Source organism: Novosphingobium sp. FKTRR1, assembly GCF_020404405.1.
Taxonomy (GTDB): Bacteria; Pseudomonadota; Alphaproteobacteria; order Sphingomonadales; family Sphingomonadaceae; genus Novosphingobium.
In genome coordinates this window covers 96,771-114,553 of sequence record NZ_JAIZDA010000011.1, presented here as the reverse complement: position 1 = coordinate 114,553, position 17,783 = coordinate 96,771, and the positions used below count along the sequence as shown (strand labels likewise).

Annotated in this window: 14 protein-coding genes; 7 read left to right on the top strand and 7 right to left on the bottom strand. The window is 65.7% G+C overall.

Features of this window, described 5'->3' with window-relative positions:
• Window positions 1-6: 6 nt before the first annotated feature.
• The 5 genes from LDN95_RS12385 to LDN95_RS12365 all read left to right on the top strand — a co-directional run bounded on the left by LDN95_RS12385 (window position 7) and on the right by LDN95_RS12365 (window position 3,314).
• Complete coding sequence (locus LDN95_RS12385; RefSeq protein ID WP_226017986.1) at window positions 7-609, top strand: methylamine utilization protein MauD; 603 nt, start codon at window positions 7-9, stop codon at window positions 607-609.
• A gap of 75 nt (window positions 610-684) precedes the next feature.
• Complete coding sequence (locus LDN95_RS12380; protein ID WP_226017985.1) at window positions 685-1,227, top strand: methylamine dehydrogenase light chain; 543 nt, start codon at window positions 685-687, stop codon at window positions 1,225-1,227.
• 17 nt (window positions 1,228-1,244) lie between these two features.
• Window positions 1,245-1,808 carry a cytochrome C gene (locus LDN95_RS12375; protein ID WP_226017984.1) on the top strand — a complete coding sequence of 188 codons (564 nt, stop codon included), beginning with the start codon at window positions 1,245-1,247 and terminating at the stop codon, window positions 1,806-1,808.
• Window positions 1,805-2,704: an XdhC family protein gene (locus LDN95_RS12370; protein ID WP_226017983.1), complete on the top strand. Its 900-nt coding sequence runs from the start codon at window positions 1,805-1,807 to the stop codon at window positions 2,702-2,704. Before LDN95_RS12375 ends, LDN95_RS12370 begins: the two co-directional genes overlap by 4 nt.
• Complete coding sequence (locus LDN95_RS12365) at window positions 2,691-3,314, top strand: nucleotidyltransferase family protein (protein WP_226017982.1); 624 nt, start codon at window positions 2,691-2,693, stop codon at window positions 3,312-3,314. Before LDN95_RS12370 ends, LDN95_RS12365 begins: the two co-directional genes overlap by 14 nt.
• 12 nt (window positions 3,315-3,326) lie before the next feature.
• Here the strand turns inward: LDN95_RS12365 and LDN95_RS12360 are convergent, their stop codons facing one another.
• The 5 genes from LDN95_RS12360 to LDN95_RS12340 all read right to left on the bottom strand — a co-directional run bounded on the left by LDN95_RS12360 (window position 3,327) and on the right by LDN95_RS12340 (window position 10,666).
• Complete coding sequence (locus LDN95_RS12360; RefSeq protein ID WP_226017981.1) at window positions 3,327-4,490, bottom strand: M42 family metallopeptidase; 1,164 nt, start codon at window positions 4,488-4,490, stop codon at window positions 3,327-3,329.
• Between the two features lie 20 nt (window positions 4,491-4,510).
• Window positions 4,511-5,875 (bottom strand): amino acid permease, encoded by a 1,365-nt coding sequence (locus LDN95_RS12355; protein ID WP_226017980.1) that lies wholly within the window; start codon window positions 5,873-5,875, stop codon window positions 4,511-4,513.
• Between the two features lie 125 nt (window positions 5,876-6,000).
• Window positions 6,001-7,728, bottom strand: a complete 1,728-nt coding sequence (locus LDN95_RS12350; protein ID WP_226017979.1) for an amidohydrolase — start codon at window positions 7,726-7,728, stop codon at window positions 6,001-6,003.
• 147 nt (window positions 7,729-7,875) lie between these two features.
• Entirely contained in the window at window positions 7,876-8,823 is a 948-nt protein-coding gene (locus LDN95_RS12345; RefSeq protein ID WP_226017978.1) for a DNA-binding response regulator, read from the bottom strand.
• The gene (locus LDN95_RS12340; RefSeq protein WP_226017977.1) at window positions 8,813-10,666 is read right to left on the bottom strand and encodes an ATP-binding protein; all 1,854 of its coding nucleotides are present in this window, start codon (window positions 10,664-10,666) and stop codon (window positions 8,813-8,815) included. The genes LDN95_RS12345 and LDN95_RS12340 overlap by 11 nt, the downstream gene beginning before the upstream one ends.
• Window positions 10,667-11,016: 350 nt before the next feature.
• On the opposite strand from LDN95_RS12340, the gene LDN95_RS12335 reads away from it, so the two are divergent.
• Entirely contained in the window at window positions 11,017-13,416 is a 2,400-nt protein-coding gene (locus LDN95_RS12335; protein ID WP_226017976.1) for a TonB-dependent receptor, read from the top strand.
• Between the two features lie 101 nt (window positions 13,417-13,517).
• On the opposite strand, the gene LDN95_RS12330 is transcribed toward LDN95_RS12335, so the two are convergent.
• Together LDN95_RS12330 and LDN95_RS12325 are read right to left on the bottom strand one after the other, a co-directional pair.
• On the bottom strand, window positions 13,518-15,074 hold the full coding sequence (locus tag LDN95_RS12330) for a sulfotransferase (RefSeq protein WP_226017975.1): 1,557 nt from the start codon (window positions 15,072-15,074) through the stop codon (window positions 13,518-13,520).
• A 1-nt stretch (window position 15,075) separates the two neighbouring features.
• Window positions 15,076-16,167, bottom strand: a complete 1,092-nt coding sequence (locus LDN95_RS12325; protein WP_226017974.1) for a PotD/PotF family extracellular solute-binding protein — start codon at window positions 16,165-16,167, stop codon at window positions 15,076-15,078.
• A 211-nt stretch (window positions 16,168-16,378) separates the two neighbouring features.
• Between LDN95_RS12325 and LDN95_RS12320 the strand changes: the two genes are divergently transcribed.
• On the top strand, window positions 16,379-17,776 hold the full coding sequence (locus LDN95_RS12320; protein ID WP_226018007.1) for an aspartate aminotransferase family protein: 1,398 nt from the start codon (window positions 16,379-16,381) through the stop codon (window positions 17,774-17,776).
• The last annotated feature ends 7 nt before the right edge of the window (window positions 17,777-17,783 follow it).

The window sequence follows — 17,783 nt, the reverse complement described above, 5'->3', positions numbered from 1 at the left end:
TCGCCAATGCTGACTACTCTGATCGTCGCACAAGTCCTTTCGTGGATCGTCATTCTGGCTCTTGGCCTCGCGCTGCTGGCGCTGGCGCGGCAAGTGGGCGTGCTGCACATGCGCGTGGCACCGGCTGGCGCGCTGACCACCGCGGGCGGCCCCTCGGTCGGCTCGACCACCAAGGCGATCGAGGCGACGACCATCGACGGCGCGCACGTCCATGTCGGCGGCCCGGCTCCGGGCGCGGCATTGCGCCTGCTGATGTTCGTCTCGCCGTCGTGCCCGCTGTGCAAGAACCTCATCCCCATGGCCAAGAGCTTTGCCCGCGATGAACGCGTGCAACTGATCTTCGTGGGCGATGACGATCTGGCCGCGCAACGCGCGATGATCGAGAAGCAAGGGCTCAACGGCTACCAGTTCATCAATGGCCCGGAAGTGGGTCAGGCCTATGAAGTGGGCAAGCTGCCTTATGCCGCGCTGCTCGATGCCGATGGCGTGGTGCTGTCGAAGGGCCTCGTCAACAGCCGCGAACACCTCGAAAGCCTGATCGTCGCCCACGAAATGGGCGTGCGTTCGGTGCAGGACTACATCAAGGGCATCACGGCCGAAGTGGCCTGAGCCGATCGCTTCACAACCGGATGACGCTGGCCCGACCAGCGGCCATCCGGGGACCGGACAACAGGGGATTTGGCAATGAAGAAGTTCGATCCGGACAGCCTTGGCGAAAAGATGCTGCGCCGCTTTGCCGGTGGTACGTCGCGCCGGGGCATCCTTGCGCGGCTTGGCGCGGCGCTGGTTGCGGCGCCCGTGTTCCCGCTGCTGCCGGTCAGCCGTGCCGAAGCGGCCAAGCCCGACCGCTCGCCCGAGACCAAGACCATCTTCGCGCGCAACGCGCAGACCAGCGATGACACCAAGTGCACCTATTGGCGTTATTGCGCCATCGACGGCGCGTTGTGCACGTGCTGCGGCGGCGGCATCCATACTTGCCCGCCGGGCGCCGAACCGTCGCCGGTCTCGTGGGTCGGCACTTGCATCAATCCCGAGGACGGCAAGGCCTATCTGATCGCCTACCGCGATTGCTGCGGCAAGGCGTACTGCAACAAGTGCAACTGCAACGGATCGGATCGCGAAACGCAGATCTATACGCCGCAGCTCAACAACGATATCATCTGGTGCTTCGGCACGCAGAGCATGGAATACCATTGCTCCACCGCCGTTCTGATCGGCGCAGCGTAAAGGGTCCGGGTCGGGTGATGCTGAAATCTGGTCGCGTCGTTCTCGCACTGGCCATCGTTGCTGCAGCCGGGCTAGGTGGCTGGCGGATCGATGTGCGTGCGCAACAGTCGGCGCCCGTTTTCTCGGCATCGCCCGACCCTCACGCCGCGCCCCGGCCGCTGATGGTCGACCCTGAGCAGGCGCGCGCCGACTATGTCGAGAATTGCGCCGGGTGCCACGGCCTGCATGGCAGCACGGTTCCGGCCAAGCTGCCCGAACTGGCGGGGCGCGTCGGCTGGTTCATGTGCACGCCCGAAGCGCGCGCCTATCTGATCCGCCTGCCCAACGTCGCCAACAGCCGCATCACCGACAATGCGCAACTGGCCGACATGATGAACTATGTGATCTTCGAGCTGGGCAAGGGCAGCGTCAAGCCGGGCACACCGCCGTTCACCGCCGAAGAAGTGGCCTATGAACGCAAGTTCGCGCTGTCGGACCGCTCGCTGTCCGACGAACGGCTGCGGCTGGCCAAGCAGGTGGTACAGCGCTGCCACGCGCCCGACTCGATCAAACTGCTCTATCCGGGTGAAACCGCCAAATGATCGCGCCTGCGCCGATCGATGCCGTGCGGCTGCTGCTTCAGGGCGCAGAGCAAGGCGTTGCTGGCACGCTGGTCACGCTGGTCGGCATCGAAGGGTCCAGCTCTCGCGCCATCGGCACGCACATGGCGGTGCTCGCCGATGGCCGCCATCTGGGTTCTTTTTCGGCCGGATGCATCGAACGCGCGGTGCAGGCCGAAGCGCTTGACGTACTCGCGCAAGGCCGTTCGCGCACGGTCCGCTATGGCGCCGGTTCGCCCTATATCGATGTCAGGCTGCCTTGCGGCGGCGGGATCGATTTGCTGTTCACCCCGACCCCGCCACCCGCCGAACTGGCCCGCGTGCTGGCCGCGCATGACCGGCGTGAGATGGCGGAACTTCAGCTTGATGGCTTCACCTGCCGCTATCCTCCCGCCCTGCGCGTGGTGGCGCTCGGTCATGGCGAGGATCTGACCGCGTTTGCCGCGCTCGCCCGCGCCTATGGCCTGACGGTCGATGCCTTTGCCCCGGCGAGCGACCTGCCCGGTGGGCTCGACATCGTCCCCCTGCCCCAGCGCGACCGCCTGCCCGCGCTCGCGACCGATCGCTGGACCGCCATCGTGTTCCTGTTCCATGACCGCGACTGGGAGGAGTTCCTGCTGCCTCAGGCGCTGGGGCTGCCCTCGTTCTATTGCGGCGCGGTCGGCAGTCGGCGCACCCACAGCGCCCGGATCGACACTTTGCGCGCGCAAGGCGTGCCCGCCGTCCAACTCGACGCCTTGCGCGGCAATATCGGGCTGATTCCGGGCACCCGCGATTGCGGCACGCTGGCGCTCTCGATCCTGGCCGAAGTGGTGCAGGACTATCAGGCCAGCGCCACCATCACTGCCTGGGCCCCGACCATCCGTGCCATCTCCTGATTTTTCGGCTCCTGATTTTTCGGCTCCTGATTTTTCGGGAATAGCACTCGTTCTGCTGGCTGCGGGCAAGGCCAGCCGGTTCGGTGCGGACAAGTTGGCGGCACAACTCATCGACCGGCCGGTTGCGCGCCATGCCGCCGACATGTTGGCCGCGCTGCCGTTCGTGCACCGCTTTGCCATTGTGCGGGAACAGACCCCGCCCCCGCCCGCCCCCCTGCCCGGCTACACCTGCCTGCCGCTCGATCCGCCCGACGCGCCGCAAAGCCGCTCACTGGCAACCGGGGTTGCCGCAGCGCGGCGCGTGGGCGCGCAGGCGGTGCTGGTGGCGCTGGCCGACATGCCATTGGTCCCTGCCAGTCACATCGCGGCGCTCGTCTCAGCCTTCGACGGCGACCGCATTGCCAGCCGCGACACCGCTGGCACGCCGATGCCGCCTGCGCTGTTCGGCGCGCGCCATTTCGCTGCGCTGGAGGTCTTGCTGGGTGATCGCGGCGCGGGGGCGCTATTGCGCGATGCGCCGTTCGTTACCCTGCCGCCCGGCGCCGAGCATGATATCGACACGCCCGATGACCTCGCCCGCGCGGCCCGCCAGTTGGGCCAGGCCGACTAGGGCGTAAACGCATCAATCGGGCGTGAAGTCGCGCAGTCTTGCCACCGTCGGCGCATCCAGCTTGCGCAGCAGCGCAACCACCAGATCAACCGTCTGATCGAAATCGCGCCGGGTGATGATGCCCGTGTGGGCGTGGGTATATCGTGCCGGAACCACCAGATTGACGGTGGGCGCACCCCCGCCGACGGTCTGCATCTCGGCGGAATCATCGCCATAGCCGTTGACCAGATCGACCTGGAGCGGGATGCCCTGCTCTTTGGCCACGCTGCGGACCAGCGCGGTCAGCTTGCGGTTGGGCAAGGCGCTGGTATCGAACAGGAACATGCCGGGCCCGGCGCCCAGTTTCACCTGCGAATCCTCGGCGCGCGCGCCGCCTGAATCGCCGGTCACCCCGCCTTCCAGCGCGATGCCGATGTCAGGCTTGACGATCGCGGTCGAAGCGCGCGCGCCGCGCAAGCCGATCTCCTCCTGCACGGTGGCCACGAAATAGATCTGGTTGGGATGGCCGCTGGCCTTCAGCCGCTCCATCGCCAGCAGCAAGACCGCGCAACCGACGCGGTCGTCCCACGCCTTGCCGGCATAGGCGCCGGTGCCGTTCAATTCCTGAAACGGGCTATCGGGCACCACCGGATCGCCCGGCGACACGCCCAGCGCCGCCACGCCCGCCGCATCATGCGCGCCAAGATCGAGGAACACCGCATCGCGGCGGATCAGTTGGGTCCGTTCCTCGGCCGGGACGAGGTGAATGTCGCGGATCGAAGTGACCGCATGAACCGGCCCTTTGCTGCCCAGGATGATCCAGCGCTGCCCGGCGATCGCCTGATCCAGCCAGCCGCCCAGCATCTGCATCGACAGAAAGCCATCGCCGGTGACGCGCCGGACGATGCCGCCCAATTCGTCCATATGCGCATCCAGCATGATCCGCGGACCGCTACTGCCCTGCCGCGCGATGACCGAGCCGAGCCCGTCATATCGCAGATCGTCGGCCAGCGCCTTCATCCGGGGCGCCATGATCTTGCGGACCGGCTCTTCGAAACCCGATGGCCCGGCGGCCTCGCTCAAATCCTTGAGCAGCGCCTCGGTCCGGTCCTGCGCAATGGCCGGACCCGCTGCCAGCACGGCTGCGGCGCCGGCGAGGAATGAAGCCAGACGCTTGTTCAAGCGATTGTGCGCCATCGTGATGTCCCTCAGATCGGTCAGCCGGGAAAGCCGCTGCGGTTGCGGCCGATGAACGAGCAGGCATAAGCCAGCGCCAGCACGGCCAGACTGCTGACCAGTTCGATGCGCGCCCCCGGGCTGAACGCCATCGCCACCAGCACCGCGCCCATCGCGGCAAAGCTGATCAGGCTGCCCCACGGGTGCAGCCACATGCGGATCGGCGCCGGGGCAGTCTCGCGCTTGCGCATGGCCAGTTGAGCAATGCACACGCTCATGTAGACGAAGATCATGATCGCGCCCGAAGCGTTGACCAGAAAGCTGAACACCACTTCGGGCGAGAGCACCGAGCAGGCCAGCGCGACATAGGCAAAGCCGCTGGCCACCAGCGTCGAGCGCAACGGCACCGCGCGGCGGCTGAGCGGCACCAATGCGCGCGGGGCATCGCCCTTGTCCGCCAGCACGTAGAGCACGCGGCTGGTCACATACATGCCCGAATTGAGCGCCGAAGTGACCGCCACCAGCACCACCGCGTTCATCACGTCGGCAGCGTGGGGGATCTTCATCGCGTTCATCGCGGCGGCAAACGGCGAGTGGCCGGGCACCACGTCGCTCCACGGCATGACCGACACGATCAGCCCGATCGACAGCACATAGAACAGCACGATGCGCAGCGCGACGCTGCCGGTGATCTTGGCGATGACGCGCGCCGGTTCCTTTGCCTCAGCTGCGGCGACGGTGGCGATTTCGGCTCCGCACAGCGCGAAAATCACGCTGGTCACGCCCGCCAGCGCCGCGCCCCAGCCGAACGGGGCAAAGCCGCCATGGCTGACAAGGTTTCCGAACGTCGGCCCGGACGGAGACGTCACGCCCACCGCAAACAGCCCGGTCACCGCGATGAACGCGATGATCGCGGTCACCTTGATGAACGAGAGCCAGAACTCGAACTCGCCATAACTGCGCGCCGACAGGAGGTTGACCCCGGTCATCGCCGCCACGAACACGGTGCCGACCAGCCAGACCGGAAGGCCGGTCCAGCCGTTGATGATACCGCCCGCCGCGATCGCCTCGATCGCCACCACGACGACCCAGAAATACCAGTACAGCCACCCGGCAACAAAGCCCGCGCGCTCGCCCAGCCCGATCCGCACCAGTTCGGTAAACGAGCCTGCGGCCGGATGCTGGCTGGCCATTTCGCTCAACATGCGCATGACCATGATCACGACCAGCCCGGCCAGCGCATAGCTGACCACCACCGCCGGCCCCACCCGCGCGATCGAAGTGCTGGAACCGACGAACAGACCGGCGCCGATGATGCCGCCGATGGCGATCATGGAAACGTGGCGCGAATGAAGCGAGGCGCTGAGGGCCGAAGCCCCTTCGCGCGGCTGGTGGTGAACGCTCAAGAAATACCCCTGGGAATGCGGTAGGACAAATGCACCACTGTGATGCCACAGCCGCCGCCAAGGTCAACGCCCTCGGTGGGGTTATGCGCCGCTGCCAGGGTCGATGCGGCGCAACGGCCCCACGCTCAGCGCGAAAACACCAGCTTGCCGCCGACGAACGTCATGTCGACCGCGCCTTTCAGGATGACTTCGGGGTCGGCGGCCAGCGGGTCGAACGGCAGCACGATCATGTCGGCCAGCTTGCCGGGTTCCAACGTGCCCTTCTCGGCCTCCTCGCGCGAAAGCCAGGCGCCGTTGGCGGTGTAGCTGCGGATCGCCTCTGCCCGGCTGACGGCTTCGTCCGCGCCGTGCACCGCACCGCTCGGCCCCTTGCGGGTGATCGCGGCATAAAGCCCGACCAGCGGCCCGACCGGCAGGTTGTCGCTGGAAAACGCGGTGAAGATGCCGAACTTGTGCGCAGGCGTGGCCACCGCGTTGTTGTGCGCCAGCCGCTCGTCATCGAGCACCTGCATGTAGCGGTCCTCAAGATTGTAGAGGAAGTTGGGCTGCTGGGCGATGGCGATGGAATGGCTGGCCATCTTGGCCATCGTCGCTTCGGGCGGCATGATCGTGAAGTGGTCGGTGAACCAGCGCCGGTCGGCCTGCGGATGGGCCGGGTCGGCGATGGTATCGAGCGACTTCACATAGGCATCGATGGTCTGCACGATGGCGGCATCGCCGATGCAGTGCAGCCCCATCTGCCAGCCAAGGCGATTGGCGGTATCGACCATGTCCTGCAGTTCGGCATCGGTATAGCGGCCCTTGCCCCGGAAACCGGGCTGGCCCTTGTAATCGGCCAGCAGCCACGCGGTCGGCCCGGTAAAGCCGCCATCGACCGCGTTTTCACCGATCGCGCCAAGCCGCAAGTGGTTGTCACCATATCCCGATTTATAGGGGAACGCCTTGAGCCGCTCGGCGCCGGGGTACGAGATATAGAACGTGATGCGCGGCAGATCGGCGGCATGGGTGGCGTAGATCTCCTTGGCGCGCGCCCAGCTGAGGTTCGCCCCACCGAACAGCGCGCCGTCGTTGCTGGGCAGCGCCCCGCCCTTGCCCACGGGTTCGTCGTCGATCGTCGTGCTGGCATCCCAGAAGCTGGTGATGCCCAGCGCAAGGATGCTCTTGAGCCAAACGATGTTGGGCTCACGCATTTCCGCCCAGGTCGGCTGGGGGATGAACTTTGCCACCAGATCAAAGCGTTCGCGGATCACGCCGTTGGGTTCGCCCGCCGCGTCATGCTCGATCAGCCCCGACTTGGGATCGGGCGTGGTCTTGTCGATGGCGGCAATCTTGAGCGCCGCCGAATTGGCCACCGCCGAATGCGACCCCGCGCGTACGAGCATGACCGGATTGTTCGGCGCTGCCGCGTCCAGATCGGCGCGCGACAGGTTGCGCTTTTCGGTGAAGTTCGATTCCTGCCAGCCATAGCCGGTGATCCACTTGCCCGGCCCCAGCAGCGCCGCCTTTTTGCGCAGCTGGTCCTGCACCTCGCCGATGGACTTCGCCTCGGCCACGGCGATGTCGCTGGGCTTTACCGGGAACGGGTGGAGGTGCGCATCGATGAAGCCGGGCAACAGCGTGCGCCCTTTGAGGTCGATCACTTTGGCCGCGTCATAGCGGGTCAGCAAATCCTCGCCGCCGGTCGCGACGATGCGTTCGCCCTTCACCGCGATGGCCGAGCGCACGCTGAACGCCTTGTCCACCGTCAGCACTTTGCCGTCGTGCAGGATCAGGTCGACCTGCTCCTTGGCCAAGGCGGGGGTGGCAGCGGCGGCGACCGCAAGGGCCAGAGCGGAACACAGCATCAGGCGCATCGGCACTCTCCATTGGCGCTAGTTCGGGCAATTCAGGACGCTTGTCCGGGATGGTAGCATCTGGCGGGCGGCTGGCAATCGGGCATCACCACCTTTTCTGGGCCACACTTTCCGGGCCACTCGTTCCGGGCCACCCTTTCTGGCCGGTCAGTTGAGCGTGCGCACCGCAAAGGCCGCTGCCGCCGCGCGGGTTTCTACCCCCAGCTTCTGGAACACCTGCTCCAGATGCTTGTTCACGGTGCGCGGCGAGATACCCAGGATTTCGCTGATGGCGCGGTTGGGCTTGCCGTAACTGATCCACAGCAGCACCTCGGCCTCTCGCTGGGTCAGCCCATAGCGTTCGCGCAGCGCCTCGATCTCGGCCCCCTCGCGTTGCCAGTTCAGTCGCAGCAGCGTTTCCCCCGCGCGCAAGTGCGCAACCAGCACCAGTTCGACCGGTACCCCGCCGACCTCCAGCTTGATCAGCGACCCGGTGCGCTCGGCCGGGGCCGCCAGCCGCGCGGTCGCTGCGCCAAGCGTTGGGGACAGAGCAGCGGAAAGATCCTCGCCCTCGCCCGCAGCTTGCGCTGCGGCCAGCAGTTGTTCGACATGCGGCGTGGCCCATAGCAGCGCCCCATCGCGATCCACCGCCATGAGGTGCCGTCCGGTGGCATCGAGTGCAGCGCGGCCGCCTGCTGAAACCCGCGCATTGTGCAGATGGACGGCCATCCGTGCGAGCAGTTCCTCGACATCGACGGGCTTGCGCACATAGTCGATGCCGCCCGCCGCCAGCCCGCGCACCGCGTGTTCGGTTTCGGTCAGTCCGGTCATGAAGATCACCGGCACCGCGGCCAGCCGCGCATCGCGCTTGATCGCGCGGGTCGTCTCGAAGCCGTCACGGCCGGGCATCACGCCATCGATCAGGATCAGGTCGGGGATCACATGGTGCAGCAGTTCGAGCGCATCGTCGCCCGAGGTGGCGATCAGCGCGGTCATGCCCGCACGCTCGATCGTCTCGATCAGGAAATGCAGCGATTCCGGATTGTCATCGACCACCAGAATGGTGTCGCGACCCGCGTCGGCAACCCCCGGATCGGCGCGCGGATCAAGAGCCATCGGCAGCACCCCGGCGCAAGGTTTCGCGCAGGCCCTTGAAATCGAACGCGTCGAGCTGTTCGCGCAGGCGCGTCACGAGCGGCGCCGCAGCGGGTGCAGCCTGTTCCATCGCGGCAAGGCGGGCTTGCACCCCGCGCACATTGCCGATCCGCGCCAGCGCGTCGATTTCGGCCACGAAGGGCAGCGCGGGCTCCGGAACGCGCAAGTCGGCCTCGTCCGGCACTGGCGGCGGGCCTGGTACTGCCCTTGCTGCCGTCGCGCCCTCGTCGGTGGTCCAGCGCAAGTCCAGCAACCGGGCCAACGTTTCGAGCAGCGCGGACAGTTCGATGGGCTTGGTCAGGAACACGTCGTGCGCCGCGCATCCGGGGTCGTCCGGACCTGCCGGGTGGGCGTCGGACGAAACCATGACGATGCGCGCGGCATCGCCATGCATCGCGCGCAAGGCTTGCGCCGTGTCCCAGCCGGTGCGGCCCGGCATCGAAATGTCGAGCAGCACAACATCGGGCGCCTGCGCGCGGGCCATCGCCAGCGCGGTATCGCCATCGCGCGCGCCGTGCACGGCAAAGCCCAATGGCCGCAGCAGCGTCTCGATCACCCCGGCCTGCGCGGCATCGTCATCAACCACCAGCACCGTCCGGCGCGCGCCCTGATACCCGGTGACGGCCTCGGCGCGCAGGGCTTGCACCGGTTGCGTCACCGGTTCGCTCAGCGTCAACCGCACCGCAAAGCGCGAGCCCGTGCCGACCGTGCTGTCCACGCTGATTTCGCCGCCCATCACGCGGACCAGCGTGGCGATGATGGCAAGGCCGATGCCGATTCCCGGCTGCCCGGCCGAGCCTGAAGCGGTCGTCCGGCCAAAGGCGGTGAACAGGCGCGGAAGATCGGCCTCGGGAATGCCGATGCCGGTGTCGATCACCTCGAAAGTGGCCATGTCGTCGTGCCAGCCGACGCGCAAGGTGACCGTCCCGCTGGCGGTGAACTTGACCGCATTGTTCAGCAGATTGGTCAGCACCTGCTTCAACCGTTTCTGATCGCCACGCACGAATTCGGGCAGCGGCGCCGCAATATCCAGCCGGAATGCCAGCCCCTTGGCGCTGGCTTGCGGCCGGATCAGGCCGGCCAGTTGCTCGACGAAGGCAGGCAGACGGATGGTATCGTGCGACAGCCGCAGCATGCCCGCTTCGACTTGCGCGATATCGAGCAGGCCATCGACCAGATTGGACAAGTGCTCGCTTGACCGGCAGATGATCTTGCCGACCGTCTGCGGCGCCAGATCGCTGCCGCGTTCGAGCAACTGGGCATAGCCGTAGATCGAATTGAGCGGCGAGCGGATCTCGTGGCTGACCGATACCAGATAGCGGCTTTTCGCGGCATTGGCGGCGTCGGCTGCTTCGCGCGCGCGTTGCAGCGCAACGGCGGTTGCCTTGTGGGCGGCGATTTCCGCTTCAAGCCCGGCCAGATGGTCGCGGGTTTCGGCTTGCGCGGCGCGGCTGGTATCCTGCGCCTGTGCGATCAGCCAGGCACCCAGCACCGACAGCACCAGAAACACCAGGAATACCGCAAACAGGTTGGCGTCGAACGACCCGCGCAGATCGGGCCCGGCCATGTTCCGCAAGCGCTCGATATGGGCGTGGCCGATCAGTTCCAGCATCAGCGCCTGCGCCAGCGTGAACGCCGCCACCATGCCCACAAGCTGCACCGCCGATCGGGTTGCGCGCTGGCGGAGGCCGCGCAGCATTTGTGCGGCGGCGTGGATCGGCAGCGACAGGCGATAGCGCAAGGCACCCCACCGTCGCCGCCAATCGCCCGGAGTCAGAGCAAGTGCGTGCGCCCGCTTGGCCATGGCGTTTCAGCGGGCCAACGGCATGGCCAGCGGCAGAGCATGGATCAGGTCAGCGATCATCCCTGTCTCCCTGCCACCGCGCCGCACCCGCGCCCATGAGCGAAACGGCGTATGCTGCGGCCCGCCGGACGCTGAAATCGCTGTCCCGAACAAGGACGCGATCCGCCTTGCAGATGTGCCCTTCCGGGAATCTACGTCAAACGCCCCATAGGCAGAGCCCCCACGCCCCGACAGTTTATGTGCAGTGCAGCATGCCGGACCGGCGTGCCCGTCGGGTAATTGTTGTGCGTCGCAACCCGGCGGCTTTCGAACCCAGAACGACAACACCAACACGGGGGGTCATCTTCATCATGCGTATCCCAGCGCGTACTCTGCTGCTTTCCGCCTCGGCCATGGCCTGCCTTGCGACCGGCCTTGCCGCGACACCGGCATTCGCGCAGAGCGCCGCTCCGCAGGCCGATCCCGCACCCAGCGGCGACAGCGGCGAGATCATCGTCACCGCCACCCGCCGCGCGATCAGCCTGCAGGACGTGCCGGTCAACATCACCGCAGTGACCGCCGACAGCCTGAAAAACCAGCGCGTCGACGATATCCGCTCGCTCGCCGCGTTCACTCCCGGCCTGACCATTCAGGACACCGGTCCGCGCGCAACGGGCACCATCGTGATGCGCGGCCTTTCGGCCAGCGACAGCAGCACGTTCGGCGATAACGGCAACAACATGCTGGCCACGTACCTTGGCGAAATTCCGCTTTATCAGGACTTCAAGTTCATCGACATGAACCGGGTCGAAGTGCTGCTTGGGCCGCAAGGCACGCTCTACGGCGTCGGCACGATGGCGGGCGCGATCCGCTATATCCCCAACCGGCCCGATCCCGAAAAGCTCGAAGCGACCCTGCACGCCCGCGCCTTTACCGAAGCGCATTCGCATGGCCTGGGCTATTCGGTCGACTGGGCGGTCAACCTCCCGATCGTCGAAGGCAAGATCGCGCTGCGCACCGCTTCGGGTTACTATTACGACCCCGGCTTCATCGATTACAACTATCTGGTCAACACGCCGGGGGTATCGACGCCGCAGCCCAACCAGCCTTCGTCGTTCTTCGGATCGCTCGGCACGCCCGATCAGCTTGCCGCCAATCTGCACAGCGTCAAGGACGCGAACTTCGAAAAGACCTTCACCACCCGCAACCAGTTGGGCCTGTTCCCGACCGAAGGCGTGAAGGTCTACCTGTCGTACGTGCATCAGGAAACCAGCACCGATGGTCGCCAATCGAACGGCGGCGGCGTGTTCGGCACCGGCAAGTACGAAGCACCCTGGCGCTATCTCGAACCGGCCAACCGCGTTACCGACTTGTGGTCCGCCGAAGCCGAAATCGAACTGGGCGACATTGCCGAACTGGTATCGGCCACCGCGTTCACCCTTCAGAACAACACATCGTCGGTCGACGTGACCGACCTGCTGATCGACCTCGATTACGGCTATCAACTGTTCCCGCAGTTCTCGGGCTATACCAAGCAGAAGGCGCGCAATACCCAGTTCAATCAGGAGCTGCGCCTCGTCTCCAAGCACGGTGGCCCGTTCAGCTGGACGTTGGGCGGCTTCTTCAACCGTCAGAAGACCGACAGCACCTATCGCGAGATCGTGCCCGGCTTCCCGGCGTGGGCGGGCATCGACCGGCCCGATCAGGTCGAATATGCCTCGTACGTCAAATCGAACACCAAGGAAGAAGCGGTGTTCGGCGAAGTGACTTATTCGCCGATCAAGGCGCTGTCGTTCACCGCCGGTGGCCGCTATTACAAGTACGACGCGTTCGTCGATGGCGGTCAGGCGCTGCCGCTGTTCCAGGACTATCCGCAGATCAACTTCCGGTCGCGTACGGGCGCGACCAAGGACAGCGGAACGGTGTGGAAGTTCAACGCCTCGTACAAGTTCAGCCCCGACGTGATGGTCTATGCCACGTACAGCAAGGGCTACCGCATCGGTGGCGTCAACCGCGTGGCGCCTTGCGTGCTGCCGCTGCCGCCGGGCCAGAACCTGTGCGCCTTGCCCAACGAACTGACCTACACCCCCGACACGGTGAAGAACAAGGAACTGGGCATCCGCTATACCCTGTTCGGTGGCAAGCTGCGCGGCAACCTGTCGATCTTCAAGGTCGACTGGGATGGCATCCAGCTTGACGGCCTGACCACCAACGGCGCGATCGGCATTACCGTGAACGGCGGCAAGGCGATCTCGCAAGGCGTGGAACTGAACTTCACCGCCAAGCCGGTGCGCGGCCTGACCATCAACGGTTCGTACTCATACACCGATGCACACCTGACCGAGGACGTTCCCGGCTTGCTCAAGTTCCGGCATGGCGAGGAAGATGCCAAGGCGGGTGACCGCCTGCCCGGATCGACCAAGAATTCGGGCAGCATCGGCGTGACGTATGAGCACGAAGTCGGTCTTGACCAGACGATCACGGCCAACTGGACCACGAGCTATACCGGCGACATCCTCAGCCGCGTCGGCGCGCGCGGTTTCGGCGAACGGCTGCCGGCCTACACCACCCACCGCGCCTCGATCGGCTATACCGTCGGCAAGATCGATACGCGGCTGTACATCGACAACATCTTCGACAAGTTCGCGGTCGTCGCGGTCAGCAACGACCTGTCACGGCGGGTGACGGTCGATGGTATCGTGTCGCGCTACTATGCCAACTCGATCCTCAGCCCTCGCAAGATCGGCATCGAGACCACGATCAAGTTCTGATCGGCTTTCACGCAGGTTTTAACGCGTCATCCTCGCTCCGGCCGGTTTCAAACCCGGTCGGAGCGTTTTTCATGACGACGGTGCGATTGCCGCGCTTCGCCTCAGTCGAGCGCGATCCCTTGCGCCTGCAGGAAGGCCGCCGCATCGGCCAGCGCATCGGCGTGGGTATGCCAGCGGCCGATGGCGTCGGCATTGAGCGGGCGGCGCACCTGTTGCGCGCTCGGCGTGGCCACGGCGCCTTGTTGCGCGTGGAAATTCAGGCAGGCCTCGTCCCACTCCAGCCCGCAGTGATCGAGCAGGCGGCGGGTCTGCCCCTCCTGATCGGCGACCAGCCCCTCATACGAAAAGTCAAGCACGCGGCCGGGAAAACGCTCCTGCCAGAACGTCACCAGCGCACGTTGCTGCGCCAGATAGCGCGCGCAGTCGAGCGGATCGTAAGACCACGCGTAATAGCTCGAATGCGCGGCGAACAAGTGCTTGTAGGTGCTCAGCACCGCATCCATCGCGCCCCGCCGCAAACACACGATCCGCGCGTTGGGCAGCGCCATGGCGATCCAGCCGACATACAGGAAATTGAGCGGAAACTTGTCGATGAAACGCCCGCCTCGCGCACCAGCGTTCTGCCGCGCGCGCGCCAGATAGGCCCTGCCCAGCGCGCCCGGATCGAACGCAGCGGCGGCGGCCACAGTCTCGGGATCGAGCACGTGGCGCGAGCGCGTCGCCGCCGCTTCCTTCACCGCCAGCGGCATCGCCTGCAGTTCTCCGGCGGCGGTCAGTCCGGGATGCGCGGCCAGAATGCGCTCGACCAGCGTGGTGCCGGTGCGCGGCAGTCCGACCACGAACACCGGCGCATCGGGCAAGTCCGACGGCTGCGGCAGCGGCCCTGAAAAGGCATGGCGGATCGCGGCGAACAGCGCCTCGTCCTGTTCCGGCCGATAGCCCAGCCGCGTCTTGTGCGCGCTGTTGGCCGTCTTGAGGTGGGCGAACGAGCGGGCAGGCTCGCCGATATCCTCCAGTTCCTTGGCTGCGGCGTGGTGCAGTTGCAGCCGCTCGTCGGGATCGCGCACTACGCCCAGCGCCGCCTCGATCCGCACGACATGGTGGTCGTCGCGGGTGTGGCGACGCAGCCCGGCAAGCCCCAGATGCGCCCGCCCGGAATGCGGTTCGCGCGCGATCACGGCCTCATACTGCACGGCAGCCTCGTGCGTGCGACCGAAGAAGCCCAGCGAGGTGGCAAAGTTGAAGCGATAGTCCGTGTCGTCGGGCGCCAGATCGACCGCCCGCGCAAACAGCGGCAGCGCCGCGCCATGATCGCCCAGGCGCGCAAAGACGCAGCCGATCGTGTCTAGCACGCGGGCATCGCCGGTCGGCAGTTGCGCCGCTGCTTGCGCGGCTTCGGCGGCGGCGGCGTCCTGCCGGGCAAGGATCAGCAGGCGCGCGGTCTGCGCGGCATATTCGGCGTTGGCCGGATCGAGCCGCCGCGCCGGTTCGATCAGCCGTAGCGCGTCGCCCACCCGTCCGGCCTCGGCGCTCGCCATGGCCAGCGCGAACAGCGCCTCGGCATCGCGCGGATCGCGCTGCAGCCGCGCGCGCGCCTCTGCCGCGCAACCGGCGAGGTCACCCGCCGCCAGCCGGTCGCGCAGCACCGAGCCCGCCATGTCAGGCGGCGCGAACCCGTGTCATCACTTCTTCGTAAGCGCGATAAGGTTCTTCACCAAGGTATTGCGTATAAACGCATTTTGCCACGGCAGCTTCGGGCGGGAAGATCGCCGGATTGTTGCGGTAGGCCGGGTCCATCAGTTGCAGCGCGGCCGCGTTGGGCGTGGGGTACGAGATGGTGCGCGAAATGTCGGCCCCCGCCTCGGCGCTCAGCACATAGTTGATGTAGGCGTGCGCCGCATCGGGGTTGGGCGCGCCCTTGGGAATGCACAACTGGTCGGACTGGATCAGGCTGCCCTCCTTGGGCACGACGAAGGCCAGATCCTTGTCCTCCTTCATCACTTGCGCGATGTCGCCGTTGTATTCGATCACCAGATCGACATCGCCCGACAGCAACAGATCCTGCCCGTTGTCGTCGTGGAACACCGCCACGTTGTTCTTCTGGCGGATCAGCAGCTGCTGGACCTGCTGCAAGGTCGCCTTGTCGAACACGTTGGGATCCTTGCCCAGATAGATCTCGACCATGCGGCACAAATCGGCGGCGTCCGACAGCAGACCGATGCGGCCCTTGTAGCGGTCCGAATCGAACATCCACTTGAAGCTGTCGGGCACGCCGTCGACCTTCGACTTGCGATAGCCGATGCCCATTACCAGCCAGGTATAGGGCATCGCGAACTTGCGACCCGGATCGTAAGGCGGATCGACGAACGCCGGGAGAAGGTTCTTGATGTTGGGGATCTTGGCATGGTCGAGCGGCATCAGCATGCCCGCCTGCGCCATGCGCCGGGTGAAATCGTGGCTCGGCAGGATCACGTCATAGCCGGGATTGCCGCCGCGCAACTTGGCGAACAGTTCGTCGTTGTTCGAATAGAGCGACATGTTCACGTGGATGCCGCTTTGCTTTTCAAAGCCGCTCAGCGTGTTCTTGCCGATGTAGGTGTCCCAGTTGTACAGGTTCAACTCGTTCTTCGAACCCTTGTGGCACCCGGCCAGCCCGGAAAAGCTGATGCCCACCGCCGCCGCACCCAGACTCGCGAGGAACCCGCGTCGCGATCCGCGATTCGGCAAAAGGGAATTGGGGGAAAACGGCATCGGCACCTCGTGATCGTGGCCCTTTAGGGGCGTTGCTGGCTACAGGCGTATGTGATGCCAGTTGCCGGGTAAAGCGCTTTGCTGCGTCAAGCCGCTTCAAACTAGGGCGGCACGGTTTGCGTTGTTCACGATTGACGGACGCGGGCACCCGGCTTATCTGTGATCTTAGATGGCGGCGCATGTGGCTCTGCCAGGGATCGACGAAACCACCATGGCTACTGTCCGCAACTACGATATCCCGGCGCTGCGCAAACTTGATGTCGCGCACCACCTGCCCGCACAATCGAGCTACAAGCTGCAACAGGACATGGGCGGCAGCCGCATCATCACCCATGCGCAAGGCAGCACGGTCTTTGACGGTGAAGGCAACGCCATCCTTGATGGCATGGCCGGGCTGTGGTGCGTCAACGTCGGCTATGGCCGTCCCGAACTGGTCGAAGTCGCCGCGCGCCAGATGGAAGAACTGCCGTTTTACAACACGTTCTTCCGCACCGCCACGCCCCCGCCGATCGAACTGGCCACCAAAGTCGCCAGCCTGCTTGGCGGCAACCTGCAACACGTGTTCTTCAACAATTCGGGGTCGGAATCGAACGACACCGTGTTCCGCCTCGTGCGCACGTACTGGGCGCTGAAGGGCGAACCCGACCGCACGATCTTCATCAGCCGCCACAACGCCTATCACGGCTCGACCGTCGCCTCGGCCAGCCTTGGCGGGATGACGTTCATGCACGTGCAGGGCGGCCTGCCGATCCCCGGCATCGAGCATGTGCAGCAGCCCTATCACTTCGGCGAAGGCTTCGATGAAACCGAAGACGCCTTTGCCGAACGCTGCGCCAATGCCATCGAGGAACGCATCCTTGCCGTCGGCCCGCACAACGTCGCCGCCTTCATCGGCGAGCCGGTGCAAGGTGCTGGTGGTGTGATCATTCCGCCCGCCGGTTACTGGCCGCGGGTCGAGGCGATCTGCCGCAAGTACGGCATCCTGCTGATCGCCGACGAAGTGATCTGCGGTTTCGGACGGCTGGGCCAGTGGTTCGGCTTCCAGCACTATGGCTTCACGCCCGATCTGGTGTCGATGGCCAAGGGCCTGTCGTCGGGCTACCTGCCGATTTCGGCCACCGGCGTGTCGAGCGAGATCGTCGAAGTGCTGCGCGCTTCGGGCGAGGAATTCGTCCACGGTTATACTTACTCGGGACATCCGGTGTCGTCGGCCGTGGCGCTGCGCAACATCCAGATTATCGAGGACGAACAGCTTGTCGAGCGGGTCCGCGACGATACCGGGCCCTATCTGGCGCAGGCGCTGCAACGGTTGACCGCCAATCCGCTGGTTGGTCAGGTGCGCTCGCTCGGGCTGATCGGCGCGGTCGAGATCGTGGCCGAACCGGGCACCAACAAGCGTCACGGCCAGAAGGACGGGGTTGGGGGCGGCGTAGCTGGCCCGATCGTGCGCGACCACTGCATCGCGCGCGGGTTGATGGTGCGCGCCATCCGCGATTCGATCGTGATGAGCCCGCCGCTGGTCATCACGCATGAGGAAATCGACCGGCTGGTCGATATCATCGCCGCCGCGCTCGAAGCCTCGGCAGAGCAACTGGCCGCGCTGGGCTGAGCTTGCG